Source organism: Priestia sp. YIM B13490 (genome assembly GCF_042787735.1).
Taxonomy (GTDB): Bacteria; Bacillota; Bacilli; order Bacillales; family Bacillaceae_H; genus Priestia; species Priestia megaterium.
This window is the reverse complement of the sequence record NZ_JBHZOT010000002.1, coordinates 275,837-299,048: the sequence shown is the minus strand read 5'-3', so window position 1 is coordinate 299,048 and position 23,212 is coordinate 275,837. Positions and strand designations below refer to the sequence as shown.

General features: G+C 39.8%; 23 protein-coding genes and 2 riboswitches. Of the genes, 17 read left to right on the top strand and 6 right to left on the bottom strand.

What is annotated here, in order from left to right:
- The first annotated feature begins 35 nt into the window (after nt 1-35).
- The 7 genes from nadE (at nt 36) to ACFX4R_RS06925 (ending at nt 7,190) form a co-directional block, all read left to right on the top strand.
- A complete protein-coding gene (nadE, locus tag ACFX4R_RS06955; RefSeq protein ID WP_013082209.1) occupies nt 36-866 on the top strand; it encodes an ammonia-dependent NAD(+) synthetase in 831 nt (276 codons plus the stop codon).
- A gap of 282 nt (nt 867-1,148) precedes the next feature.
- Nucleotides 1,149-1,868 (top strand): (Fe-S)-binding protein, encoded by a 720-nt coding sequence (locus tag ACFX4R_RS06950; RefSeq protein ID WP_029325071.1) that lies wholly within the window; start codon nt 1,149-1,151, stop codon nt 1,866-1,868.
- Nucleotides 1,869-1,885: 17 nt separating this feature from the next.
- The gene (locus ACFX4R_RS06945) at nt 1,886-3,325 is read left to right on the top strand and encodes a LutB/LldF family L-lactate oxidation iron-sulfur protein (protein WP_323618577.1); all 1,440 of its coding nucleotides are present in this window, start codon (nt 1,886-1,888) and stop codon (nt 3,323-3,325) included.
- Entirely contained in the window at nt 3,303-4,016 is a 714-nt protein-coding gene (locus tag ACFX4R_RS06940) for a LutC/YkgG family protein (RefSeq protein WP_377569185.1), read from the top strand. The genes ACFX4R_RS06945 and ACFX4R_RS06940 overlap by 23 nt, the downstream gene beginning before the upstream one ends.
- A 122-nt stretch (nt 4,017-4,138) precedes the next feature.
- A complete protein-coding gene (locus ACFX4R_RS06935) occupies nt 4,139-4,387 on the top strand; it encodes a hypothetical protein (protein ID WP_377569183.1) in 249 nt (82 codons plus the stop codon).
- A 124-nt stretch (nt 4,388-4,511) separates the two neighbouring features.
- Nucleotides 4,512-6,668, top strand: a complete 2,157-nt coding sequence (locus tag ACFX4R_RS06930; protein WP_377569181.1) for a PAS domain S-box protein — start codon at nt 4,512-4,514, stop codon at nt 6,666-6,668.
- A gap of 18 nt (nt 6,669-6,686) precedes the next feature.
- On the top strand, nt 6,687-7,190 hold the full coding sequence (locus ACFX4R_RS06925) for a methylated-DNA--[protein]-cysteine S-methyltransferase (protein ID WP_116515939.1): 504 nt from the start codon (nt 6,687-6,689) through the stop codon (nt 7,188-7,190).
- Here the strand turns inward: ACFX4R_RS06925 and ACFX4R_RS06920 are convergent, their stop codons facing one another.
- From ACFX4R_RS06920 to ACFX4R_RS06905, 4 genes are all read right to left on the bottom strand, one after another.
- A complete protein-coding gene (locus ACFX4R_RS06920; RefSeq protein ID WP_013082215.1) occupies nt 7,191-7,355 on the bottom strand; it encodes a hypothetical protein in 165 nt (54 codons plus the stop codon).
- Between the two features lie 134 nt (nt 7,356-7,489).
- The gene (gene mtnA / locus ACFX4R_RS06915) at nt 7,490-8,548 is read right to left on the bottom strand and encodes an S-methyl-5-thioribose-1-phosphate isomerase (protein WP_043979675.1); all 1,059 of its coding nucleotides are present in this window, start codon (nt 8,546-8,548) and stop codon (nt 7,490-7,492) included.
- A 35-nt stretch (nt 8,549-8,583) separates the two neighbouring features.
- A complete protein-coding gene (gene mtnK, locus ACFX4R_RS06910) occupies nt 8,584-9,756 on the bottom strand; it encodes an S-methyl-5-thioribose kinase (RefSeq protein WP_116371925.1) in 1,173 nt (390 codons plus the stop codon).
- Nucleotides 9,757-9,891: 135 nt separating this feature from the next.
- Nucleotides 9,892-10,042, bottom strand: a riboswitch (SAM riboswitch).
- A 91-nt stretch (nt 10,043-10,133) separates the two neighbouring features.
- A complete protein-coding gene (locus ACFX4R_RS06905; RefSeq protein ID WP_043979671.1) occupies nt 10,134-10,916 on the bottom strand; it encodes a carbon-nitrogen family hydrolase in 783 nt (260 codons plus the stop codon).
- Between the two features lie 112 nt (nt 10,917-11,028).
- Between ACFX4R_RS06905 and ACFX4R_RS06900 the strand changes: the two genes are divergently transcribed.
- The 10 genes from ACFX4R_RS06900 to ACFX4R_RS06855 all read left to right on the top strand — a co-directional run bounded on the left by ACFX4R_RS06900 (nt 11,029) and on the right by ACFX4R_RS06855 (nt 21,450).
- A complete protein-coding gene (locus ACFX4R_RS06900) occupies nt 11,029-12,201 on the top strand; it encodes a pyridoxal phosphate-dependent aminotransferase (RefSeq protein WP_323618665.1) in 1,173 nt (390 codons plus the stop codon).
- Between the two features lie 130 nt (nt 12,202-12,331).
- Nucleotides 12,332-12,438: riboswitch (SAM riboswitch) on the top strand.
- 80 nt (nt 12,439-12,518) lie between these two features.
- Complete coding sequence (gene mtnW, locus ACFX4R_RS06895; RefSeq protein ID WP_025749445.1) at nt 12,519-13,763, top strand: 2,3-diketo-5-methylthiopentyl-1-phosphate enolase; 1,245 nt, start codon at nt 12,519-12,521, stop codon at nt 13,761-13,763.
- Complete coding sequence (locus ACFX4R_RS06890) at nt 13,760-14,425, top strand: 2-hydroxy-3-keto-5-methylthiopentenyl-1-phosphate phosphatase (protein ID WP_028407890.1); 666 nt, start codon at nt 13,760-13,762, stop codon at nt 14,423-14,425. The genes mtnW and ACFX4R_RS06890 overlap by 4 nt, the downstream gene beginning before the upstream one ends.
- A complete protein-coding gene (locus ACFX4R_RS06885; RefSeq protein ID WP_028407891.1) occupies nt 14,422-15,060 on the top strand; it encodes a methylthioribulose 1-phosphate dehydratase in 639 nt (212 codons plus the stop codon). Before ACFX4R_RS06890 ends, ACFX4R_RS06885 begins: the two co-directional genes overlap by 4 nt.
- Nucleotides 15,061-15,075: 15 nt before the next feature.
- A complete protein-coding gene (locus tag ACFX4R_RS06880; RefSeq protein ID WP_013082223.1) occupies nt 15,076-15,591 on the top strand; it encodes a 1,2-dihydroxy-3-keto-5-methylthiopentene dioxygenase in 516 nt (171 codons plus the stop codon).
- 122 nt (nt 15,592-15,713) lie between these two features.
- Nucleotides 15,714-16,790 carry a sugar ABC transporter substrate-binding protein gene (locus tag ACFX4R_RS06875; protein WP_063670932.1) on the top strand — a complete coding sequence of 359 codons (1,077 nt, stop codon included), beginning with the start codon at nt 15,714-15,716 and terminating at the stop codon, nt 16,788-16,790.
- A 16-nt stretch (nt 16,791-16,806) separates the two neighbouring features.
- Nucleotides 16,807-18,312, top strand: a complete 1,506-nt coding sequence (locus tag ACFX4R_RS06870) for a sugar ABC transporter ATP-binding protein (RefSeq protein ID WP_162213837.1) — start codon at nt 16,807-16,809, stop codon at nt 18,310-18,312.
- A complete protein-coding gene (locus tag ACFX4R_RS06865) occupies nt 18,309-19,343 on the top strand; it encodes an ABC transporter permease (RefSeq protein WP_028407894.1) in 1,035 nt (344 codons plus the stop codon). Before ACFX4R_RS06870 ends, ACFX4R_RS06865 begins: the two co-directional genes overlap by 4 nt.
- 86 nt (nt 19,344-19,429) lie before the next feature.
- On the top strand, nt 19,430-20,770 hold the full coding sequence (locus tag ACFX4R_RS06860) for a CoA-disulfide reductase (RefSeq protein ID WP_043979653.1): 1,341 nt from the start codon (nt 19,430-19,432) through the stop codon (nt 20,768-20,770).
- A gap of 440 nt (nt 20,771-21,210) precedes the next feature.
- A complete protein-coding gene (locus ACFX4R_RS06855; RefSeq protein ID WP_016763388.1) occupies nt 21,211-21,450 on the top strand; it encodes an aspartyl-phosphate phosphatase Spo0E family protein in 240 nt (79 codons plus the stop codon).
- A 64-nt stretch (nt 21,451-21,514) separates the two neighbouring features.
- Here the strand turns inward: ACFX4R_RS06855 and ACFX4R_RS06850 are convergent, their stop codons facing one another.
- Both ACFX4R_RS06850 and ACFX4R_RS06845 read right to left on the bottom strand, forming a co-directional pair.
- Complete coding sequence (locus ACFX4R_RS06850; RefSeq protein ID WP_016763389.1) at nt 21,515-22,246, bottom strand: ZIP family metal transporter; 732 nt, start codon at nt 22,244-22,246, stop codon at nt 21,515-21,517.
- 156 nt (nt 22,247-22,402) lie between these two features.
- Nucleotides 22,403-23,170, bottom strand: coding sequence for a DUF4931 domain-containing protein (locus tag ACFX4R_RS06845; RefSeq protein WP_043979649.1), 768 nt, complete (start codon nt 23,168-23,170; stop codon nt 22,403-22,405).
- Nucleotides 23,171-23,212: the final 42 nt, after the last annotated feature.

Genomic DNA, 23,212 nt, shown 5'->3' with positions numbered 1-23,212 from the left:
ATTCCGTCAGCTAGTAATGAGAGGAGAGTTTTTTTATGAAAGAGCTACAAAAGCAAATTATTGAAGAAATGCACGTCCAAAAAGAAATTAATCCCGTAGAAGAAATTCGCCGCAGCGTTGATTTTCTGAAATCCTACATGAACAAATATCCTTTTTTACGTTCGTTTGTACTAGGTATTTCCGGCGGCCAAGATTCTACGTTAACTGGAAAGCTGGCGCAGCTAGCAGTTAATGAGTTGAACGAAGAGGCCGGAGAAGAGCGCTATCAGTTTATTGCTGTTCGTCTTCCATACGGTGTGCAAGCAGATGAAGCAGACTGTCAAGATGCACTTGCTTTTATTCAACCAACAAAATCTATTTCTATTAACGTAAAACCAGCAGTAGATGCGATGCTTTCTGCTGTTGAAGAAGCGGCAGATGATAAAGTTTCCGACTTCAACAAAGGAAATGTAAAAGCACGTGAACGAATGATTGCGCAATATACGGTAGCGGGCATGTACAGCGGAGTCGTACTCGGAACGGATCACTCTGCTGAAGCTGTTACAGGGTTTTATACAAAATTCGGTGATGGAGGAGCTGACTTAGTACCTATCTTCCGTCTGAACAAGCGACAAGGAAAACAAATGCTAAAAGAATTAGGCTGTCCTGAGCATCTATATATGAAAAAACCAACGGCTGATTTGGAAGAAGATCGTCCACAGCTTCCGGATGAAGAAGCGCTCGGCGTAACGTATGAGCAAATCGACGATTATTTAGAAGGCAAAGATGTAGGTGAACATGCAAGTAACGTCATTGAAGGTCACTTCTTAAAGACGCAGCATAAACGCCAATTGCCAATCACAGTATTTGATGATTTTTGGAAATAAATAAGTAAGAAGCTAAGACAAAAGTAGTTTAGTTAAAGGAAGATCTGACCGGTGAAGATTCTTGATAGAGAATCTTCACCGGTCAGATTTTTTTAATGTTATGGCAAACGTAGGTTTCACGTATCTCAATTTCCTATTTTTTATGAAAAAAGATAGCAAACAAAGAAAGGTATTTTTGAAAAACTAGTGAAATTAGAAAAACATAGGAGTATAATAGCATTAAGTCATCTGATGACCTGTTAACTAAAAGAAGTAAAATGATCAGCTTGGAGGGAGCAAATGATGAAAGTATCTTTATTTGCGACATGTTTGATTGATATGTTTCAAACAAATGTAGGAAAAGCGACGGTAGAATTGTTAGAACGATTAGGATGCGAAGTGGATTTTCCAAAGAGCCAAGTTTGCTGCGGGCAGCCTGCGTATAACAGCGGTTACGTAAAAGAATCAAAAGAAGCGATGAAAAACATGATAAAAGCGTTTGAGCATGCAGAATACGTTGTATCTCCGTCTGGATCGTGCGTGACAATGTTCAAAGAGTATCCTCATCTTTTTGAAGGTGATGCTGCATGGCATGAACCTGCCGTGAAGCTTGCTGATAAAACGTATGAGCTAACGGATTTTATTGTAAACGTTTTAAAAGTTGAAGACGTGGGAGCCAGTTTAAATGGTAAAGCCACTTATCATTCTTCCTGTCATATGACGCGTTTGCTAAACGTAAAAAAAGAACCTTTTACACTATTAAACAATGTAAAGGGTCTTGAAATGGAAAACCTTGAAAACAGTCATAACTGCTGCGGATTCGGCGGGACGTTTTCGGTTAAAATGGGGCAAATCTCCGAACAAATGGTCGATGAAAAAGTGGGCTGTATAGCTAAGACAAACGCAGAGTACTTAATTGGAGCCGACTGCGGCTGTCTTATGAATATTGGAGGAAGAATTGAACGAAAAGGACAGCCCGTAAAAGTGATGCATATCGCTGAAGTGTTAAATAGCAGAATGTAAAGAAAGGAGAATACCAAATGTCTATGAAAATAGGAAACGATCAGTTTAAAAAACGTGTTGATGATGGAGTCAATAATGCGTTTATGCGCTTTGCGGTTTCAGGTGCTCAAGAGCGCTTAAGAAGCCGTAGATTAGATGCGGCAGAAGAGTTAGGAAACTGGGAAGAATGGCGAGCGCTTGGGGAAGAAATTCGTCAGCATACGCTTGAAAATTTAGATTACTATTTAGAACAGCTCACTGATAATGTAGCTAAACGCGGAGGCCACGTTTTTTTCGCTCAAACAGCTGAAGAAGCGAATGAGTACATAAAAAATGTAGCGAGGAAAAAACAGGCAAAGAAAGTGGTTAAATCCAAGTCAATGGTTACAGAAGAAATTCATATGAACGCTGCTTTAGAAGAACTAGGCTGTGAAGTTATTGAAACGGACTTAGGGGAATATATTCTGCAAGTAGATGATCACGATCCGCCTTCTCATATCGTAGCTCCTGCACTTCATAAAAATAAAGAACAAATTAGAGATGTATTTCAGGAAAAGCTTTCTTATAAAAAAACAGAAAAACCTGAAGAACTAGCCCTTCATGCCCGGGAAATGCTGAGAAAAGAATTTTTATCAGCGGATATTGGCATCACGGGATGTAATTTTGCGATTGCAGAATCTGGATCTATTTCACTTGTTACCAATGAAGGAAATGCAAGGCTAACGACCGCCCTCCCTAAAACGCAGATTACGGTGATGGGAATGGAACGAATTGTGCCAACATTTGAAGAATTTGAAGTGTTGGTAAGCCTTTTAACTAGAAGTGCAGTAGGTCAGCGGCTTACAAGTTACGTAACGGCACTTACGGGACCTAGACTTCCAGGGGAAGTAGACGGACCGGAAGAATTTCACCTAGTGATTGTAGATAACGGACGATCTGCGATTTTAGGAACTGAGTTTCAATCTGTTTTACAGTGTATTCGCTGTGCGGCATGTGTGAATGTATGTCCCGTGTATCGCCATATTGGAGGACATTCATATGGATCTATTTATTCAGGTCCGATTGGAGCTGTATTATCTCCTTTGCTTGGAGGCTATGAAGATTACAAAGAGCTTCCATATGCCTCAACGCTATGCGCAGCCTGTACAGATGCCTGTCCGGTCAAAATTCCGCTGCATGAGCTATTGCACAAGCACCGTCAGCGAATTGTCGAAAAAGAAGGAAAAGCACCTATTTCGGAAAAGCTGGCGATGAAAGCATTTGGCTTGGGAGCAGCTTCTTCTTCTCTATATAGAGTGGGCGCTAAAGTAGCACCGGCAGCTCTTACTCCTTTTATGTCAGGAAGCAGTATTTCCAAAGGGCCTGGTCCATTAAAAGCGTGGACGGAAAGCAGAGAGTTTCCAGCGCCTACAAAAGAGCGCTTACGAGATTGGTTTGATAAAAGGAGTGATAATGATGAACGGAAGCATTCAAAATAGAGACAGTTTTTTAGACAATATTGCTGCTAATCTTAAGAGAAGCAGGCGAACAAACGGCGTAGTAAGGCCACAATGGAAGCACGCTCCTCAGCATGAGGTTTACCGCAGCTATTCGCCGGATCAATTAAAGAAAGAGCTTGAAAACCATTGCGAACGTATTCATACTCGCTATGTAGAAACATCATCACAACACTTGCCAGCTGTCCTTGAGGAAGTCGTAGCGAACTATGGAAATGGTCTTGTGAGCACGTGGGATGATCCTAGGTTTTCCGAATATGGATTGAATCTGCTGATGGAGAAATGGGAAACAAGCACTAGCCTTCATGTATGGAATTCTGCAAAAGGCGATGAGAATATTAAACTAGCTGAACAAGCAAATGTTGGCATTACCTTCAGTGATTTGACGCTAGCGGAATCCGGCACAGTTGTTTTGTTCAGCAGCGCTGAAAAAGGACGATCGGTCAGTTTGCTGCCCGCCACTTATATTGCAATCATTCCTCAAAGCTCAATTGTTCCTCGCATGACACAAGCCGCTGAAATGATTCATGAAAAAGTAGAGCGAGGAGAAACGATTGCTTCTTGCATTAACTTTATTACGGGACCGAGCAATTCAGCCGATATTGAAATGAATTTAGTCGTTGGCGTGCATGGACCTATTCAAGCCACTTATATTGTAGTGAATGATCGATGAGACTGGGACAAACGTATTTTAGCCGAAGTGAAAAACGAACCGTGAATCAACATGTTTGATTCACGGTTCGTTTTCTTTGTTATGTTGAGCATAGGTTTTAGCTGTTTCATTCCTTCTAGCAGTTGATTGGAGGGCAAGGCGAAGACTCCGGCGGGAAAAGCGGAACAGATGAGACCCCGCAGGAGCAGAAGCGACGAGGAGGCTCACCGTCCGCCCGCGGAAAGCGAAGTCTTGCACGGAAATCAACTGCGGTGTCACAAGCGGTTCAGCTAGCTCATGCATCTCATTTGTTCGTCTTTAGATTGGATTCATTTTGTTATGTCTCAGCCTCTTTTATTCATGCTCCATTTCTAAATAGCGGGATAATGTGAAGAAATGTCGCATTTTGAATAAACGTGGCTAATTTTAAAAAGGTAAAAAGCAAATCTTGTAGAATACTAAGTCTATAGATAAAAGGTGGGGAAATGGGAAGTGCAAAAGAAAGGAGCAATGAGCATGTCACCACACAGAGAATTAACATCTGAAGCTGAGCAAAAGCAGCAAGGTGAATTACAGCAGCTACGAGCTATTTTTAATGACGTATTAGATGCCATTGTCGTATTTGATGAGTATTTTCAAGTTATAAATGCAAATGAATCAGCCTGCGGGCTGTTTGAAAAAACAAAGGATGAGCTATTAACGTATCAAATGAAAGATTTTCTGATGTATTTTCCGTATGACATGATTGAAGCGTATTATCCAGCACTCTTAGAAGAAAGCTATTTCAAATATGAAGGCGCGATGACGCTTCGAAGCGGCATGATGAAACATGTTGAATTTACTTCACACAAACATAGTCACATGTCGGGCATTATTGTGTGTACATTTCGGGATATTACGCAGCACAAAATAATGGAAAATGAACGGTTTATTAGTCATCATATGTTTATGGATGTATTTAATGAAGCGGTAGACGGAATTGTCATTTTTGATCGAACGGGTCAGCTTATCGACGCGAACCCTTCATTTTGCGAACGATTAAATTATACAAGAGCACAGCTTCTAACCAAAACATTAGAAGAGCTTGTAGAACCTACTTATCATTATAAGGTGAAAAAATTATGGAGAACTCTGCATCAAGAAGGAAAGACAAGCGGTGAGCTACCGATCAGGCTCGAAAATGGAGACGTTACTTTTTTTGAATTTACCACAACGGCTAATATATACAGTCAATACTATATGTCCATTATGAGAGACGTGACGGAAAAACGGCTGATGGAGCAGCAACTGTTGAGAAGCGAAAAAAATTTCAGGGCTATTTTTGAAAATGCGATTGAAGCGATCTTGATTTGGAGAGATGATGGTGAAATCTTGAACGCTAATCTTGCTTCTTCGCGTACATTTGAGCTGCCGTTAAACAAATTAATTGGAAGCAATTTGTATACGTTTATCGATACAAAAAGCTTTAGTGCGTTAAAGGTGCTCCAAACGTTTCAAACAAAAGGAGAAATTCGTAATCAGCTTCCTTTTTACATGCCAAATGGAGAAATCAAACAGTTGGAATTCACAGGGAAAAAAGGCATTATAGAAGGAGACCATTTAACGATTTTTCGAAACATCAGTGAACGTACAAAAATCGAACAGGAGCTTCGGAATAACGAAGAGAAATTCAGACAGATTTTTAATGGTTCGATCGATGGGTTAGTTTTGTGGGACGGCAAGCGAAATATTATTGATGTAAATTCTTCTCTTTGTGATATTCTAGAACTCAGCAAAGAGGAGATTTGTGCGCACTCCATGGAGGATTTTATTTCTTCAGCGAATTTAGATGCGGTCATTGAGCATAAAGAAACGATTGAGCAAAAAGGGGAAGCAGAAGGAGAGATTACGTACGTTACGGGGAACGAAAAAGTTAAAAATATCGAATTTTCCACGAAAAAAGATATCTTGCCAGGTCTATATATGACGCTTTTAAGAGACGTAACGGAACGAAATCAAATGCAAGAGCAGATTCGAAAATCGGATACGCTTCAAGTAGTCGGCCAGTTAGCAGCTGGGATTGCGCATGAAATCCGCAACCCGATGACAGCTTTAAAAGGGTTTGTGCAGCTGTTAGAAAGCAGCATTCAAGAAGATCACTCTCTTTATTTTGATATTATTAAATCCGAATTAAAAAGAATTGAAACCATTATTACAGAGTTTCTCGTACTCGCTAAGCCACAGGCCGTAAAGTTTGAAAAGAAAAATCTAGCTGGGGTTGTTAAAGAAACGATTGATTTATTAAATGCTCAAGCGCTTTTAGAAAATATTCAGTTTGAACTAAGTGTGTCTCCTCAGCTGCCAATGGTATACTGCGAGCCGAACCAAATTAAGCAAGTACTAATAAATGTCATTAAAAATGCAATTGAAGTCACGTCAAACGGAGGAAGAATTATTGTTGAAGTTTACTCTACAGAGCCGCACTACGTGACGGTCTCCATTCGAGATCAAGGAGACGGAATGCCCGAAGAGCGCATCAAGCGCTTAGGAGAACCATTTTATACGACAAAAGAAAAAGGAACGGGACTCGGTTTGATGGTCTCATATAAAATTATCGAAGAACATAAAGGGCGAATTGAAGTGGAAAGCAAAATAGGAGAAGGCACAGCTTTTCATGTTATTCTTCCAGCTTAATTAGAAAGGATAAAAAATATGTACTACGGAGAAATGAATTTATTTTCTGATTTGAAAATTTATATTGTAGCCTCGGAAAAAGGGGTTCAACATATTTGGTTTGATAGCGATGATCATAACGAGCAGCTTAAAAAACTTGTCCATGACGAAAATTATCATCATGTGAAAGAAGCAAAGCGACAGCTGCAGGATTATGCTGAAGGGCGCACGTTAACATTTGATTTGCCTTTGGATATAAAAGGAACAGACTTCCAAAAAGAAGTATGGTTAACGCTTAAAGGTATACCTTATGGACAAACGTGGTCTTATAGTGATGTAGCGGAGTCTGTTAATCGCTCTAAAGCCGTAAGGGCTGTGGGACAAGCGAATCGTCGAAATCCACTGCCTATTATTTTACCTTGTCACCGTGTGATTGGAAAAAATGGAGCTTTAACAGGTTATGCAGGTTCCCAAACTCATATAAAAGAGAAACTATTAATGCTTGAAAGAAATGTAGCAAAAGGCGCTCTGGAGTTAAAATAACTATTCCCCGTCCAATTTCCAGCCTTCTCCCTGCACAAAAACACCGTCAATTTGCTGAGGAGAAGGAAGGGAATTTAGTTCTTCATCTTTGGATAAATCGAATAGCTGATAGTGCTGCTTACGATTCAGCGCTTTGTTTTTATCCGTTTTTTGCTCTGAACTCATATTTACTCCCCCTTATTCAAAAAGAATCCCCTATAATATATGTAGAAAAAGAAGAGAGTACTGTTACAATTGTGTTACAAATGCAGGTGAAAACCAGTGCTCAACAAAAAAAAGCCGCATAGCAGCGGCTTTTTTTATTGAGCAGATTGCAGTAAAACTTTTTGAATGGATTCCAAAGACGGGGAATGGATAATTCCATGCTCTGTAATAATGGCCGTAATCAGTTCGCTTGGCGTCACATCAAAAGCTGGATTGTACACAGAGATTCCGTCTGGAGCAATTTGTGTATCTCCAATGTGCGTTACTTCTTTAGGTGAACGTTCTTCAATAGGGATGCTGCTGCCGTCTTGAATAGATAAATCAAATGTGGACTGCGGCGCTGCTACGTAAAATGGAATACCGAATGCTTTCGCTAAAAGAGCAAGTCCATATGTTCCAATTTTGTTAGCCGTATCGCCATTTGCTGCAATGCGGTCAGCACCTACAATAATCCCATTAATTCCTTTTGTTTTAATGGTATGAGCGGCCATATTATCCGTAATCAGCGTCACGTCCACTCCCGACTGCTGAAGTTCCCAGGCTGTTAAGCGAGAACCTTGAAGAACGGGTCTTGTTTCACAGGCAAATACTTCAAGCGGAATATCGCGCTGCTTAGACAAGTGAAAAGGTGCTAAGGCTGTTCCGTAATAAGCTGTAGCAATTGAACCAGCATTACATATTGTCATGATTTTATCTTTCTTTTTAAATAAAGAAAGAGCATGATCTCCAATTCGGTAGCACGTTTCTTCATCTTCTACTTGAATTTGAATAGCTTCATGAACAACTTTTGTTTTAGCTTCATTAACGGACGAAGCGGATTCAGCGCTTTTCGCTACGCGCTCCAATGCCCAAAATAAATTGACGGCAGTAGGGCGTGAACTAGCTAAATACTGTTGATCAAGAGCTAGTTTTTTGTTAAATTCCTTGACTGAATCTGTGTCATAGCTAAGCGCAGAAAGAGCAAGACCAAAAGCCGCCGTAATGCCAATTGCAGGAGCTCCGCGTACTTTCAAGGTAGTGATAGCATCCCATACGTCTTTAATGGTTTGCAGCTTAATATATTCAACTTTGCCAGGAAGCTGCTGCTGATCTAATAAAGTAATATATGATTCATTCCATTCCACTGAGCGCGGAAGTGATAGTGTATTTGTCATGCTGATACCGATCCTTTCATTGTGTACATTATTCGTTATCGAAGTAAATGTTCAAATTCATTTGGTGAAACATCTTGTTGGTGCAGAAGCAAATAGCGTCCAATTTTTAACGCAGTACGTTTAGCGTTAATTTTTCTTTCCTCTGAAGAAATTTCGTCTAAGTCCGCCACGTGAGCTAAGCCAATCGTACGTCGAATGATTTCACATCCTGCATATCCAACAGCATCTTGCCACGTTTGCGTTAAAATTTCATGTAATAAGCGCTCATCTTTAGCGAAAGGTTCAGTGTTTTCAGAATGCCAAAGCGCAGTAAAGGTATCTTTGAATACGTTCCATGTGTTCGTAATGTGTGCAAATAACGGTTCGCGATTTGTTTCTCGAGAAAGAGCATTTAAAAATAAATTCGCAACAAATTGCCCTAAATCGAATCCAAACGGACCGTAAAAAGCAAACTCTGGATCAATCACTTTCGTTTCTTGACTGCTAGCAAAGATGCTGCCTGTATGTAAATCACCGTGGATTAGCGTTTGCGCATTTGTTAAAAATTTATATTTTAATTTTGCTGCTTGTAGCTTTACATCACCATCATTCCACAATTCTTCTACATCAGGACGCAGCGCTTTTTCAAATTCATTTGTATCAATATCAAAAAAAGGATCTGTAAAAACTAAATCTTCCGTAATATTGCATAAGTCGGGGTTGCTGTACTTAACAACTTCTTCTTTTTTATCCTGAGGTTTTAAGGCGAAATCAGACGTTTTGAACGCAATATGTCCTAAAAAAGAACCGATATGCTGTGAGAGCAGAGGATAACTTTCACCTTGAATAAGTCCGGCTCGAGAAATCGTTAAATGAGACAGGTCTTCCATGACCGTAACAGCAAGCGTTTCATCGTGGTAATAAACAGCGGGCACAAGTTCTGGCGTAAATGCACCGAATTGCTTGAGCGCATTGCTTTCAATTGTGGCACGGTTCAAGGATAGAGGCCAGCTTTCGCCTACAACTTTTGCATAGGGAAGCGCTTGTTTGACGATAATGGATTTATTTGTTTGATCATTTATGATGTGAAAGACGAGATTTAAGTTGCCGTCACCAATTTCACGGGCAGTCAGTGCTTCTGTGGCATCAAAAAGACCTAGCTTTTTCACAAGTTTGATTGCTGAAATTTCTGTTAAAGGGTGATATTTCTCTGTTTTTGTTGTTGACATCGGAATCCCTCCATAGTTTATTAAACTGATTTGTTTACTAAGTTAATAGGTTTAAGAATATATGGAGGCTTTTATAATTTTAGAAAATATAAAAGCCTCTTTCGTTGGAAAGAGGCTTGATTGTAGTGTTCAAACCTCTTATCTGCCAGAAAAAATTACTTTCTGTTGGAATTAGCACCGTGCCTTTGTAAAACATGTTTTACGGGTGTGATCCATCTTAGGATGGAATGACGGTCGGTTGCTGGGCTTCACAGGGCCAAATCCCTCAGCCAACTCTTGATAAGAGTACGATTACTTATTCAATTTTGATTTGTTTGAATATTTTATGATATCTGGTGAAAATCGTATCATGCAAAAAAACGGCTGTCAATACATAATTAATAAAATTCTGTACGGCGATCTGTAAAGACGGGAATTTGTTTACGAATTTCTTTTACAAGTTCCAGGTTAACCTCAGCACTCAAAAGTTCTTCGCTATCGCCAGCTTCAGCGATTATTTCTCCCCACGGATCGATGACTAAGGAATGTCCGGCAAATGTGTTATTAGGATCTTGGCCTACACGATTACATGCGATTACATAGCATTGATTTTCGATTGCACGGCTAATGAGCAGGGCTTTCCAGTGGGCAAGTCTTGGAGCCGGCCACTGAGCGACAACAAACAAGACTTCTGCTCCGCTGCTAGTGTGAACCCGAATCCATTCTGGAAAACGAATATCGTAACAAATAACTCCTGCGCACAGTGACTGTTCAAGTGTAAAAAGATTTTTTGCTGTTCCTGCTTCTAAATACAGGTGTTCATCCATTAATTTAAATAAGTGCAGTTTACTGTATTGTGATACTTCACGACCTTTTCGGTCAAAAATATACATCGTATTCGTGACGCCTTGCTCTGTTTTTTTCGCGATCGAACCTGCCACAATATTTACTTCGTTCGTTTTAGCAAACTGAGAGATTAATTGCTTGGCTTGCTGTCCTTCATCATCTGCAATTTCGTCTAGCCGCGTCAAATCATAAGCTGTATCCCATAGCTCAGGAAGCACAAGGATATCAGGGTTTTCTTTCAGGGCTTCCGTCATTTTTTGTTCGATATATTTTCGGTTTTTAGTTGGGTTTCCAAACGCAATATCAAGCTGCAAACACGTAATTTTTACACTCACTTTATCATCCGTCCTTTTTTTAGTAGTTGAAAAAAATGACTTTACAAGTTGAGTATTACAATATATTATTTGTGACTAGAATTTCAAGAATTTTTTGAGAAGGTGTGCGATGATGAAACAATTTGAGCAATCGGAACTATTAAAAAGTTTACCAAAACAATTTTTTGCATCACTTGTGGGCAAGGTAGGAAAAGTAATGGCCCAAGGGCACGACGTTATTAACTTAGGACAGGGAAATCCTGATCAGCCTACTCCTTCACATATTGTAGGAACACTGCAAAAAGCAAGTGCTAATCCTATGCATCATAAGTATTCTCCATTTCGGGGGCACCAGTTTTTAAAAGAGGCCGTTGCGACTTTTTATAAACGAGAATATGGCGTTGATGTAGATCCTGAAAAAGAAGTAGCTATTTTATTTGGCGGAAAGGGTGGACTTGTTGAAATCCCGCAGTGCTTGTTAAATCCTGGAGATACGGTGCTGGTTCCGGATCCTGGGTATCCTGATTACTGGTCTGGAGTAGAGCTTGCAAAAGCCAAGATGGAAGTGATGCCTCTCACGGCTGAAAATCATTTTCTACCCGTATACGAAGAGATAAGTGAACGTGCTAAAGAACAGGCAAAGCTCATGTTTTTAAACTATCCGAATAATCCTACTGGTGCAGTGGCAACGGCAGAATTTTTTGAAGACACCGTGGCGTTTGCTGCCAAGCACGATATTTGTGTGGTACACGACTTTGCTTACGGAGCAATTGGGTTTGATGGTAAAAAGCCAATCAGTTTTTTACAGACTCCTGGTGCAAAAGAGACGGGAATTGAAATTTATACTCTTTCTAAAACGTATAACATGGCGGGATGGCGAGTTGGATTTGCTGTAGGAAATGAAAGTGTAGTAGAAGCTATTAATCTTCTTCAAGATCATATGTATGTCAGTCTCTTTGGGGCGGTTCAAGAGGCAGCAGCCGCAGCTCTGTTGGAATCTCAACAATGTGTGAATGATTTAGTTAAGCGCTATGAATCTAGACGCAATACCTTTATTCAAGGGCTTCGAGAAATTGGTTGGGATGTTACATCTCCAGCAGGCTCCTTTTTTGCATGGCTAAAAGTTCCTCAAGGATATACTTCCGAACAGTTTTCAGATTTACTCCTTGAAAAAGCCCACGTTGTAGTTGCTCCTGGTGTAGGCTTTGGAACATATGGTGAAGGCTATGTGCGCGTAGGACTGCTGACGGATGAAGAACGAATGAGAGAAGCTGTATCTCGAATAAAAAAATTAAATTTATTTTAAAAACGCATTGACAATCCTTTTTGAGTTGGCTTAATATGTAAGAAGTTAACGAGATTAATAACCGATAAATCCTAGCGGTATTTTTTATTTAGTATATAATCTACGAATTCAATTTAAATAAATAGCAACTTTCTTATTAAGAGTAGGTGGAGGGACTAGCCCGATGAAGCCCGGCAACCGACTTAACGCATGTTAAGCACGGTGCTAATTCTTGCAGCAGCAGCTGAGAGATAAGAAGAGCAACGAAAGCCTCTTCTTAATCACAGAAGAGGCTTTTTTTATTAACGATATTAAACAGCAAGGGAGTTTTTAGCATAATGAGCGAAATCGTTGCAAGCTACTTACTACATGATAATAAAGGGAATTTTCATAAAAAAGCGGAAGGAATTGCTTTAGGACTAACCGTCGGCTCATGGACAGATCTGCCGCTTTTAGATCAGCAACAGCTTCAAAAGCATAAAGGGCGCGTCGTGTCCGTAACTGAGCTTCAAGATTGCGAACGTGTAAACGGATATTTAGGCGGAGAAATTAAGCAGGCTATTGTCAAAATTGCTTATCCAACTGCCAACTTTTCAAGAGATTTACCGGCTATTTTAGTTACGGTTTTCGGAAAACTATCACTTGATGGAAAAGTGAAATTATTAGACTTGGATTTTCCTGATGAATTATTAGCTGAATTCCCAGGACCGCGCTTTGGAATAGAAGGTATCCGAGAGAAACTAGGCGTTTATGACCGTCCGCTTGTGATGAGTATTTTTAAAGGCGTGATTGGAAGAGATATGACGTACTTAACAACTCAGCTTCGTGAGCAAGCGCTTGGCGGAGTGGATTTGGTTAAAGACGACGAGATTTTGTTTGATAGTGAACGAACACCTTTTGAAGCTCGCGTTACAGAAGGGAAAAAAGTACTGAATGAAGTATACGAAAAAACGGGACACCGCACGCTGTATGCTGTTAATTTAACGGGACGAACGTTTGAGTTAAAAGAAAAAGCGAGAAAAGCAGCTGAGCTAGGAGCCGATGCTCTTTTATTCAACGTATTTGCTTACGGGTTAGACGTACTGCAGGCACTTCGAGAAGACGATGAAATTAACTTGCCGATTATGGCACACCCAGCTGTTAGCGGAGCGCTTACGCCATCAGAGTTTTACGGTTTTTCAAATTCATTGCTGCTTGGAAAGCTATTGCGTTTAGCCGGAGCAGATTTCTCACTGTTTCCATCACCATACGGAAGCGTAGCGCTTTCTCTTGAAGATACGACAGGCATTGCCTACGAATTAACGCGTCCTGTATACAAATATAAGCAGTCTTTCCCTGTTCCTTCAGCAGGAATTCATCCTGGAATGGTACCGCAGCTTGTGAAGGACTTTGGAATCGACAGCATTATTAATGCAGGAGGCGGAGTTCACGGTCATCCAGACGGAGCTATCGGAGGAGGAAAAGCCTTCCGTGCGGCGATAGATGCAGTACTCTCTCATCAAACACTAGCCGAAAAAGCTGAAGAATCAAAAGAGTTGCAAAAAGCTTTGCAACTATGGGGAACAGTAGAGGTGAAAGCATGACATCGTTAAAAATCTTTTGTGACTTTGATGGAACAATTACAAATAGCGATAACATTATTGCTATTATGAAACAATTTGCTCCTCCGGAGTGGGAAAGTATTAAAGACGACGTGTTGGCACAGCGCGTCTCCATTCAAGAAGGAGTTGGGCAAATGTTTGCCTTGCTCCCCGTGGAATTAAAAGAAGATATTATTTCTTATATTTTAGAGACGTCTGCTATTCGAGATGGATTTGATGATTTTATTGCCTATACAAAAGAGCACCATATTCCGCTTTATATTGTAAGCGGAGGAATTGACTTTTTTGTAAAACCACTTTTGGGAAATCGAGTTGCAGAGGAAATGCTCTACTGCAACGGATCTGATTTTTCCGGTGAGCATATTTCCATTACGTGGCCTCATACATGTGATAAACAGTGTACAAATGACTGCGGCTGCTGTAAGCCAACGATTATTCGCCATCTTGCAGATGAAAGAGATCATACGGTTGTTATTGGCGATTCCATTACGGATTTGCAGGCTGCCAAATTAGCTGATACGGTCATTGCACGTGACTTTTTAATTGAAAAATGTGAAGAGCTATCTCTACCGTATCGTCCTTTTTCTACTTTTTATGATGTCATTCATCATTTACAAGAATTAACAGAAGAGGTGAAAGCATGAGTATCATGGCTCAGCAGCGATTACACGAGCTTGCGGATATAAAAGATGAGCTGGCAGAGCGTGATTGGTTCTTTGGTACAAGCGGAAACTTAGCAATTAAAGTGGACCAAAACCCGACAACTTTCTTTGTATCAGCAAGTGGAAAAGATAAACGAAAACGTACAAATGAAGATTTTTTATTAGTTGATCAATACGGAAAGCCTGCAGAAGACACGCATTTAAAGCCTTCTGCTGAAACGCTTCTGCACGTTAAGATTTACAATTTAACGAATGCTGGGTGCAGCCTTCATGTACATACAATCGACAACAACGTGATCTCTGAACTGTACGGAGATGAAGGCGTTATTTCATTCAAAGGTCAAGAAATTATTAAGGCGCTAGGTATTTGGGAAGAAGATGCGGAAATTACTGTTCCGATTATTCCGAATTACGCAGATATTCCGACACTAGCAGAAGAGTTTTCTCATCATATAAAAGGCGATCAAGGCGCGATTTTGATTCGTAACCACGGGATTACGGTATGGGGGAAAAATGCATTTGAAACAAAAAAAGCGCTAGAAGCCTATGAATTTCTATTTAGCTACCACGTCAAATTACTGTCACTTAAAGGCATTAAGCCAAAGGTGCATTTATAAAAGGAGGAAACAACAATGGCGCACATTCGCTTACATGTAAACAATAAAAGAATTGAAACTCAAGAGGAAGTATCAGCTTTTCTAGCAAACAATGAAGTTATTTATGAAAACTGGGACATTACAAAACTTCCAGAAAATCTTCGTGAAAAATATGATTTAACTGATGAAGAAAAAACAGAAATTCTAAACGCTTTTGGTGAGGATATTAAAGATATTTCTGAACGCCGCGGCTATAAAGCTCAAGATGTTATCTCGTTATCGGAATCTACACCAAATATTGATGAATTGTTAAAAAACTTTCAGCGCAAGCATATTCACACAGATGACGAAGTTCGCTTTATTGTAAGCGGTCATGGAATCTTTGTTATCCAAGGAAAAGACGGCGAATTTTTTGATGTTGAATTAGAGCCGGGCGATTTAATTTCAGTACCAGAAAATATTCTTCATTACTTTACACTAATGGAAGATCGTAAAGTAGTCGCTGTCCGAATTTTCGTGACAACTGAAGGATGGGTACCTATTTACGCATAACAATTACTTGTAAAGCATAGGTCATCATCACCCCGCTTTTACATCTAAAAGCGGGGTATTCTTTGGATTATTATAAAACTAACTATTTTTATATGAATAATAAGTTTAATGGGAGGAACACCATGAAAAAGAGTAAAAAAATGCTGTGGCCACTTACTTTGCTCGTGCTTCTAGTCTTTGCACTGGCTGCCTGCACGAAAGAACAGCCAAGTCTAAACGAGAAAGCACAGGCAGCTCCAGCGCAGCAAGCGGCTTCTGCTAAGCCTGTACAGCAAGAAGGAAAAAAGGTTACGAAAGATACAAAAATTGCGCTTATTTCTGAATTTACGTCAGGCACTCACGCTGCTCAGTACATAACAGGTGTGACAAAAGCGGCTAAAAAAGCAGGGGTACAGCTATCCGTTTCTGATTCAAACAATGATCAATCCAAAATGGCTGCTTATTTAGACACGGCTATTAACCAAAATGTTGACGGTATTATGATTGACCACGGCCGGGCTGAAACCCTTGAACCTGGCGTGAAGCGCGCGATTGCAAAAGGAATTCCCGTTATTGCAACAGACGTAGAATTAAAAGTAGAAGGCGTTACAACAATTGACCAAGACGATTATATGCTTGCGCTGCAGGGTCTGAAACAAATGATGCAGGACATTAATGGAAAAGGAAACATTGTATATGCATTTGTTGGAGGGTTTGCGCCGATGGAAAAGCGCGACAGCATTTATAAAATTATGATGAATCGCTATCCAGATGTAAAACAAATTGCTACGTTTGGAAGCGCAACGGACAACACCTCATTAGACACACAAAATAAAATGGCAGCTGTGTTGAAGCAGTATCCAAATAAAGGAGACATCGCGGCCGTTTGGGCACCTTGGGACGAATTTGCAAAAGGAGTAACAAGAGCGATTAAAGAAGCAGGACGAGACGAGATTAAAGTGTACGGAGTAGACTTATCTGATGAAGATCTACAAATGATGCAGGCAAAAAACAGTCCGTGGAAAGCGTCAGCTGCCGTAAATCCAGCTTCAGTAGGAGAAAAGCAAGTTGATCTGCTTCTTAAAAAGATTTCCGGTCAAGAGATCCCTCGTTATTATTCCTTTGATCCGGTTTTAGTCAAACAAACAGACTTGCCTAATCAAACGATTAATATGGATCAGCTTAGTCAGTATGTAGAAGAATGGGGTAAAAAAGAATAGAAGTGGAGGGACAGATATGACGAACGAGCTTTCAATGAAGAACATAACAAAAAACTTTGGTTCTTTTCAAGCGCTGAACAAAGTTGATTTTACTGTTCGAAAAGGGGAAATCCATGCTTTATTGGGAGCCAATGGTGCCGGTAAAAGTACGCTGATGAAAATATTGTGCGGAGCTTACGACGAGTACGAAGGGAAAATCTGCAAAGACGGAGAAGAAATCTCCATTTCTTCTCCTAAAGAAGCTAAGCGCCAGGGCATCGGCATTGTGCATCAAGAAGTAGATGTAGCGCTGATTCCTTCGCTGTCAGTGGCTGAAAACATTGTGTTAGACGTGCAGACTTCTAATAAAAGTAAGACATTTGTAAACTGGAAATCTATTTATAAGAAAGCGGAAGAAGCTCTTTCTTTACTTGGCTCTTCTCTATCCGTTAAAAAAAATGTCGTTGACCTAACTCTATCAGAAAAACAGCAGGTGCTTATTGCACGTGCAATTGTACAGAATGTTGATTATTTAATTTTGGATGAACCAACCGCACCTCTTAGTGTGGAAGAGACGAAACAATTGTTTTCTGTAATGAGAGAGTTAAAGAAAAGCGGAGTAGGCATTATTTACATTTCACATCGCCTTCAAGAAGTGGTTGATATTTGCGACCGCTTAACGGTTTTAAAGGACGGACGCTATGTAGCTACAAAAGAAACTGCACATACATCAATTGAAGACGTGATTACGCTCATGTTAGGAACGTCTTCTGTAAAGCAGTGGATCAAAAAATCAGTAGAATTTGGAAACGAACTTTTACATGTAGAAGCATTATCTCTTCCAGGGCGCCTTTCTAATATCTCTTTTCATGTGAAAGAAGGAGAAGTAGTCGGTATTGCAGGGCTTGTCGGAGCGGGAAAAACGGAGCTTTGCCGAAGTCTATTTGGTTTAGAGCAATATGTGAGCGGCAGAGTGCGGTTAAAAGACAAGAAACTAAAGTTGAATAAACAGCCTTATTATTATATTGCACAAGGTCTTTCTCTTGTTCCTGAAGAACGAAGAAAAGAAGGGATTTTTGTTCATGAATCGATTGCCGATAACTTAGTTTTGCCAAGTCTGTCCCGCTTTACAAAGTATTCGTTTTTAAAGCGAGGAAAGATCAAAGAAAAAGCGCAGAAAACGACTGGGCAAGTTGGCGTAAAGTCTCATTCTATCGAGCAGTCAGTTGGAACGTTAAGCGGTGGAAATCAGCAGAAAGTAGCAATCGGAAAATGGCTTGTTACGGACTCTGACGTGCTGTTGTTTGATGAACCAACTAAAGGGGTCGATGTGGGCTCCAAACGAGAAATATTCGACTTAATTACAAATCTTGTGTCACAGCAAAAAGGCGTTGTTTATGCAACCTGTGAATTCGAGGAACTGCTAGGGGTAGCGGATCGAATTTATGTTATGTACAACGGGAAAATCGTGAAAGAATTATCCAAAGAAGAAGCAACTAGTGAAAAATTATTTTATTATACAGCAGGAGGAGTAAAAGGATGAGTGCGGAGTATGTAACAGAACCTGTAGCGAAACCAAAGAGAAAAATAAGCGTTTTCGACTTTTTTTATAAATATGGGACAGTCTTAATGATTTTTGTTATCATGATTATCTTCTCCATTGCCACACCTAACTTTTTAACAGGAGAAAACATTAGTGATATCCTGCGCTCTATTTCCATTGTTACCTTAATAGCGCTTGGTGTAACGATATCGTTAACCGTCAACGGACTCGATTTATCTGTAGGGTCTACGGCTGGGTTAGCCACTATTTTATCAGCCTCTATGCTTGTTTTACACAGACAAGAAATTGCAGTTGCTATCATTGTTCCGATTATTGCATCGCTTCTTATCGGGTTAATAAATGCTTTTTTAGTAGTGAAAGTAAAGATTCCTGATATTTTAGCCACTCTTTCCATGATGTTCATCGTACAGGGGATTTTATTAACGTATACAAAAGGCTCAGCTATTTATACCAATATGCCTTTGCCAAGCGGAGACAGAGCTCCGGGAATTTTTATTCCATCTTTCCTTGCGCTGGGGCAAGGTCACTTACTAGGTATTCCTGTTCCTGTTATCATTATGCTGCTGACTGTGCTGCTTGTTCATATCGTTTTTTCCTATACGAAGTTTGGGCGTTTTTTCTACGTAACAGGAGGGAACATAGAAGCAGCAAGACTTTCGGGCGTACCGGTTAATCGTTACCGTATGTATGCCTATATGTTTTCAGGTTTGCTTGCTGGAATTGGAGGAGTCGTTTTAGCTGCCCGTATTGGAGTAGGAGAAGTAAACGCGGGTTCACCATTTTTAATGGATGCCGTAGCTGCTACATACATTGGCTTTTCCGTATTTGGAGCAGGGAAACCGAATGTATTCGGGACACTGATTGGCTCTATTTTAATTGGTGTGCTGTTAAATGGGTTAACGATGCTAAATGTTCCGTATTATATGCAAGACATTATTAAAGGAGCTGTATTAGCAGGAGCCTTGGCTTTAACATATTACCGCTCGAAACAAACATCTACGGCTGTGTAAACAGCCGTTTTTTTTCGTTTGAAATCGGGAAGAATAAGGAAAAACAATAGTATAGCTTATTATTTATGTAGAAAGAGGGAGTATAGATGAAACGTGTCGTCATTATAGGAGGAGTAGCCGCCGGAATGAGCGCAGCTTCACAGCTTCGCCGGATGAAAGAAAAAGAAGAAGTGGAAATCCTTGTGTTTGAAAAAGGTGGAGATATCTCTTACAGCGCATGTGGCATGCCTTACTATCTGTCAGGAGTTGTAAAAGAAAAAGACGATTTGATTGCTCGGACGAAACAAGAATTTGAAGAGCGAAACATCTCCGTCCATCTTTTCCACGAAGTTAAAGAAGTAAATCATACAAAAAAATACATAGTAGTGCAAAATGTAAAGACGTCAACGGAAAAAGAGATAACATATGATGAACTCATCATTGCAACTGGAACAAGGGCTGTTAAACCCAATTTTATGAGTGATCACATGCCGAATGTATGCACATTAAAGTCATTAGAAGACAGCGAAAGAATCTATACATATCTACAGGCTCACTCCGTAGAGAAAGTCACCATTATCGGCGGAGGATATGTCGGAATGGAAGTAGCTGAAGCAATGAAGGCTTTGGGAAAAGAAGTACGGGTTATTGAACAGGGAAAGCAGATTCTATCTATTTTAGATCAAGAAATGGCAGAGCATTTACAAAAGCAGCTAGATGACGATATTTTATTTCATTTCGAAGAAGAAGTGGAAGCATTGCTGCATTCAGATGGTTCCGTCACTCACGTTCAAACAAACCGTCAAACGTATCAAACAGATTTAGTGATTGTAAATGTAGGAGTTCGTCCGAATACGCAATTCTTAGAAAGAAACGGACTAAGGATGCTTGAAAATGGAGCTATTTTAGTAAACGAGAAGTTGGAAACCAACGTGCCACATATCTACGCAGCAGGAGATTGTGCAACGAGCTATCACCGCGTATTAAAAAAAGATGTTCATATTGCTCTTGGAACCATTGCCAATAAGCAGGGAAGGGTTCTTGGTTACCGATTAGGGGGAGAAAGTCGAGAATTTCCGGGTGTTATAGGTACAAGTATTGTCAAAGTGATGGACTATGAAATCGGAAAAACCGGCATTTCAGAAAGAGAAGCAAGGGAAAATTCTCTTTTATACAAAGCCGTCACAGCCGAAGCTCCGAGTCATGCTTCTTACTATCCAGGAGCTGAAAAGATTGTGATAAAACTTGTTTATCATCCTGAAACAAAAGAGATTTTGGGGGTTCAAATGATTGGGAAAGAAGGAGTAGCAAAACGAATCGATGTATTTGCGACAGCTATTACTTGCCGCCTCACAACAGATGAAATAACCATGCTAGATCTTTCGTATGCTCCTCCTTTTGCTACGGTATGGGATGCTGTACAAATTGCTGCTCAGAAAGCTGAATAGAAAAAGATACGGTGACAAAAGTATGAAGATCCGAACGAAGTAATTCTTGATTAAGAATCAACTTCATTCGGATTTTTTTATGCTGATGGTGAACGCAGGTTTTATATATTTAGCTGCTTCTAGCTGTTGACTAGAGGGCAAGGCGAAAATTCCTGCGGGACAAGCGGTTCGGCTCATGTATCCTATTTGTTTGTTTTTAGATTGTATTGATTTCGTTATGTTTCAATCTTTTTTCGATTCGACAAGCAGCATCTTTTGTCGAAAAACAAGTTGTAAAAAAAAGATAAATGGTATTCCTATAGTAATGTAAGCGTTTGTAAATTCCGACAAAATAATTTTTTTGCAAAAAAAATGTCTATTATTGCGACTCTATTTACATATTTAGTAGAATTTGTAATAATGCGTTATAAGCTAATTTCTTTGTCATAGGAGAGGATTTTGTGTTTGGAGTGAGAAATAGAACGAAATCAGAGAGATTATTAGTAGAAATCGTCCAAAAAAGACAAAAGATGGTGCAGCTCGGAGAAGAAAAAGGTTTGACTAATGAAGAAACCGTTACCTGTAGTCAAGAGCTTGATCAGCTCTTACTCGTTTATCAAAAGAAGCGTTTAAAAGAAGAGGAAGAAAAGACATCGTTTGCCACACTGATTAGCCGCTTTTTATCTTTTTCAAAGCTGTAATACAGGACAAGCATTCGGGATCGGGCAGTAAAACAATCATGCTGCCCGTGGCCTCTCTTCACCTTTAAAAAATGTTAATTAAAAAGATCATAAACAAAATACCAAAAATAAACGAATAAGTAGCAAATCTTTCGTTTCCATCGCCGTGGCTTTCTGGAATCAACTCTTTATAAATAATAAAAAGCATGGCTCCAGCAGCAAAAGCTAATCCATATGAAACGAGAGAATCAACAAAATTAGTTAAATAAAACCCGAGTAAAGACGTTACAATCTCAACGGAGCCTGTAAGGGTAGCAATTAAAAATGCTTTTATTTTACTGATATTTTGCTGAGCTAAAAATAGCGCGACCAACAGTCCTTCAGGTGCATTTTGAAGACCGATTGCAAGGGCGATTAAGTTCCCTGTATTTTCAACATTTGAAGCGTAGCTAACACCAACAGACAGTCCTTCAGGAAGGTTATGCAAAGTAATAGCGGAAACAATTAAAAGTGCTTTTTCATCAAACTGAATGCCGGTTTTAGAATGCTCAAGATCAATGTGAGGAATATTCTGCTCCAAGAGTGTTAATGTTACAACTCCAAGTAGTAAGCCAATGGCTAAGGAAAAAAAACCGCCGCTTTGAAGAGATTCTGGAATCAAGCTCATAGTAGAAGCTGCTGTCATAATACCTGCAGTGAGCGCAAGAAGTATATCTTTCCAGCGATGAGTGAGTTCTTGATTCAAAAACAGAATAGGCAAAGCGCCTACTCCAGTCGATAGCGCAGAAAGAATGCTTCCAATTAGTACCTCAGTCATAAACCGTCTCCTTTTACGTATTCTTCTTTTTATCCTCAATTCACATCGTTCTTTTAGTGTATGTTTTTTTGGTTTCTATGAGCATGACTATTTTAAAAGTGAATAGCTTTATGCAATAACCTTACAAAAAAGTTGAACCAGTGAAGGTTCAACTTTTTAGGTGAAGTACAGCTCCTGAACTTGGTTAGCAATGTGCTCAAGCTTATTGGAAACTTGAGGAATGCCATATCCTACATACAAAGGAGATGTGGCAAAGCGAGGAATGATTTTCGCCGCAATTTTGCCGTTTTTAAGATTATAAAAAAATAAGTTGTAGCTCGTGCAGCTACGATGAAAATGATTTAATAAATAGTGAGCAGCCGTTTGAAGATAATCTGCAAATGCATGCATCTCTTTGTCAAGCTGATCCGTTATCACGTTAAATTCAAAAAAGCCCATTCTAGGTTTTGCAGATAAATTAAATGTGACGTGTTCATTTTGGGCAATTGTGACTCCTTCAAACTGCTCTAGCTTCACATTTTCATTTACATCCATCTCATTTAAACCAATAATTTGCATATGAGGATGTCGTAATGATCCTCCGGACATGGGGCCGTGGTTTTTAAAGAAAAGAACAGAAGCATATTCTCCGCTGTTTATCATAGATATCCATCGTTCAGTAGCGAAGCTCAGCAAGGTGTACAGATGTTCCTTTGGATAAATAGATAGTTCCGAAGAACATTCATCGGTCTCAATAATAACCGTCTGATAAGCATCTTGCAGAACGGGAAACTTATTTTTCAGCCAAATGATAGGTCCTTGTTTTTCAATAATGCCTGTAAGAGATTCTACGTCGCAAAAGGGACAGGGATTTTGCCGGTTAACGATTGTTTCAGGCTTTTGTGAACCAATCGCGGAATTAAATAATAAATGGGTTGGTTTCATAATCATTCACCTTTTTATGTAATGGTCATATGTTTATTGTAT

What these genes read in the sequence shown, in the direction of transcription:
- nadE (WP_013082209.1), top strand. Translation starts at nt 36, where the DNA reads ATGAAAGAGCTACAAAAGCAAATTATTGAAGAAATGCACGTCCAAAAA.
- ACFX4R_RS06950 (WP_029325071.1), top strand. Translation starts at nt 1,149, where the DNA reads ATGAAAGTATCTTTATTTGCGACATGTTTGATTGATATGTTTCAAACA.
- ACFX4R_RS06945 (WP_323618577.1), top strand. Translation starts at nt 1,886, where the DNA reads ATGTCTATGAAAATAGGAAACGATCAGTTTAAAAAACGTGTTGATGAT.
- ACFX4R_RS06940 (WP_377569185.1), top strand. Translation starts at nt 3,303, where the DNA reads ATGAACGGAAGCATTCAAAATAGAGACAGTTTTTTAGACAATATTGCT.
- ACFX4R_RS06930 (WP_377569181.1), top strand. Translation starts at nt 4,512, where the DNA reads ATGTCACCACACAGAGAATTAACATCTGAAGCTGAGCAAAAGCAGCAA.
- ACFX4R_RS06925 (WP_116515939.1), top strand. Translation starts at nt 6,687, where the DNA reads ATGTACTACGGAGAAATGAATTTATTTTCTGATTTGAAAATTTATATT.
- ACFX4R_RS06920 (WP_013082215.1), bottom strand. Translation starts at nt 7,355, where the DNA reads ATGAGTTCAGAGCAAAAAACGGATAAAAACAAAGCGCTGAATCGTAAG.
- mtnA (WP_043979675.1), bottom strand. Translation starts at nt 8,548, where the DNA reads ATGACAAATACACTATCACTTCCGCGCTCAGTGGAATGGAATGAATCA.
- mtnK (WP_116371925.1), bottom strand. Translation starts at nt 9,756, where the DNA reads ATGTCAACAACAAAAACAGAGAAATATCACCCTTTAACAGAAATTTCA.
- ACFX4R_RS06900 (WP_323618665.1), top strand. Translation starts at nt 11,029, where the DNA reads ATGAAACAATTTGAGCAATCGGAACTATTAAAAAGTTTACCAAAACAA.
- mtnW (WP_025749445.1), top strand. Translation starts at nt 12,519, where the DNA reads ATGAGCGAAATCGTTGCAAGCTACTTACTACATGATAATAAAGGGAAT.
- ACFX4R_RS06890 (WP_028407890.1), top strand. Translation starts at nt 13,760, where the DNA reads ATGACATCGTTAAAAATCTTTTGTGACTTTGATGGAACAATTACAAAT.
- ACFX4R_RS06885 (WP_028407891.1), top strand. Translation starts at nt 14,422, where the DNA reads ATGAGTATCATGGCTCAGCAGCGATTACACGAGCTTGCGGATATAAAA.
- ACFX4R_RS06880 (WP_013082223.1), top strand. Translation starts at nt 15,076, where the DNA reads ATGGCGCACATTCGCTTACATGTAAACAATAAAAGAATTGAAACTCAA.
- ACFX4R_RS06875 (WP_063670932.1), top strand. Translation starts at nt 15,714, where the DNA reads ATGAAAAAGAGTAAAAAAATGCTGTGGCCACTTACTTTGCTCGTGCTT.
- ACFX4R_RS06870 (WP_162213837.1), top strand. Translation starts at nt 16,807, where the DNA reads ATGACGAACGAGCTTTCAATGAAGAACATAACAAAAAACTTTGGTTCT.
- ACFX4R_RS06865 (WP_028407894.1), top strand. Translation starts at nt 18,309, where the DNA reads ATGAGTGCGGAGTATGTAACAGAACCTGTAGCGAAACCAAAGAGAAAA.
- ACFX4R_RS06860 (WP_043979653.1), top strand. Translation starts at nt 19,430, where the DNA reads ATGAAACGTGTCGTCATTATAGGAGGAGTAGCCGCCGGAATGAGCGCA.
- ACFX4R_RS06850 (WP_016763389.1), bottom strand. Translation starts at nt 22,246, where the DNA reads ATGACTGAGGTACTAATTGGAAGCATTCTTTCTGCGCTATCGACTGGA.
- ACFX4R_RS06845 (WP_043979649.1), bottom strand. Translation starts at nt 23,170, where the DNA reads ATGAAACCAACCCATTTATTATTTAATTCCGCGATTGGTTCACAAAAG.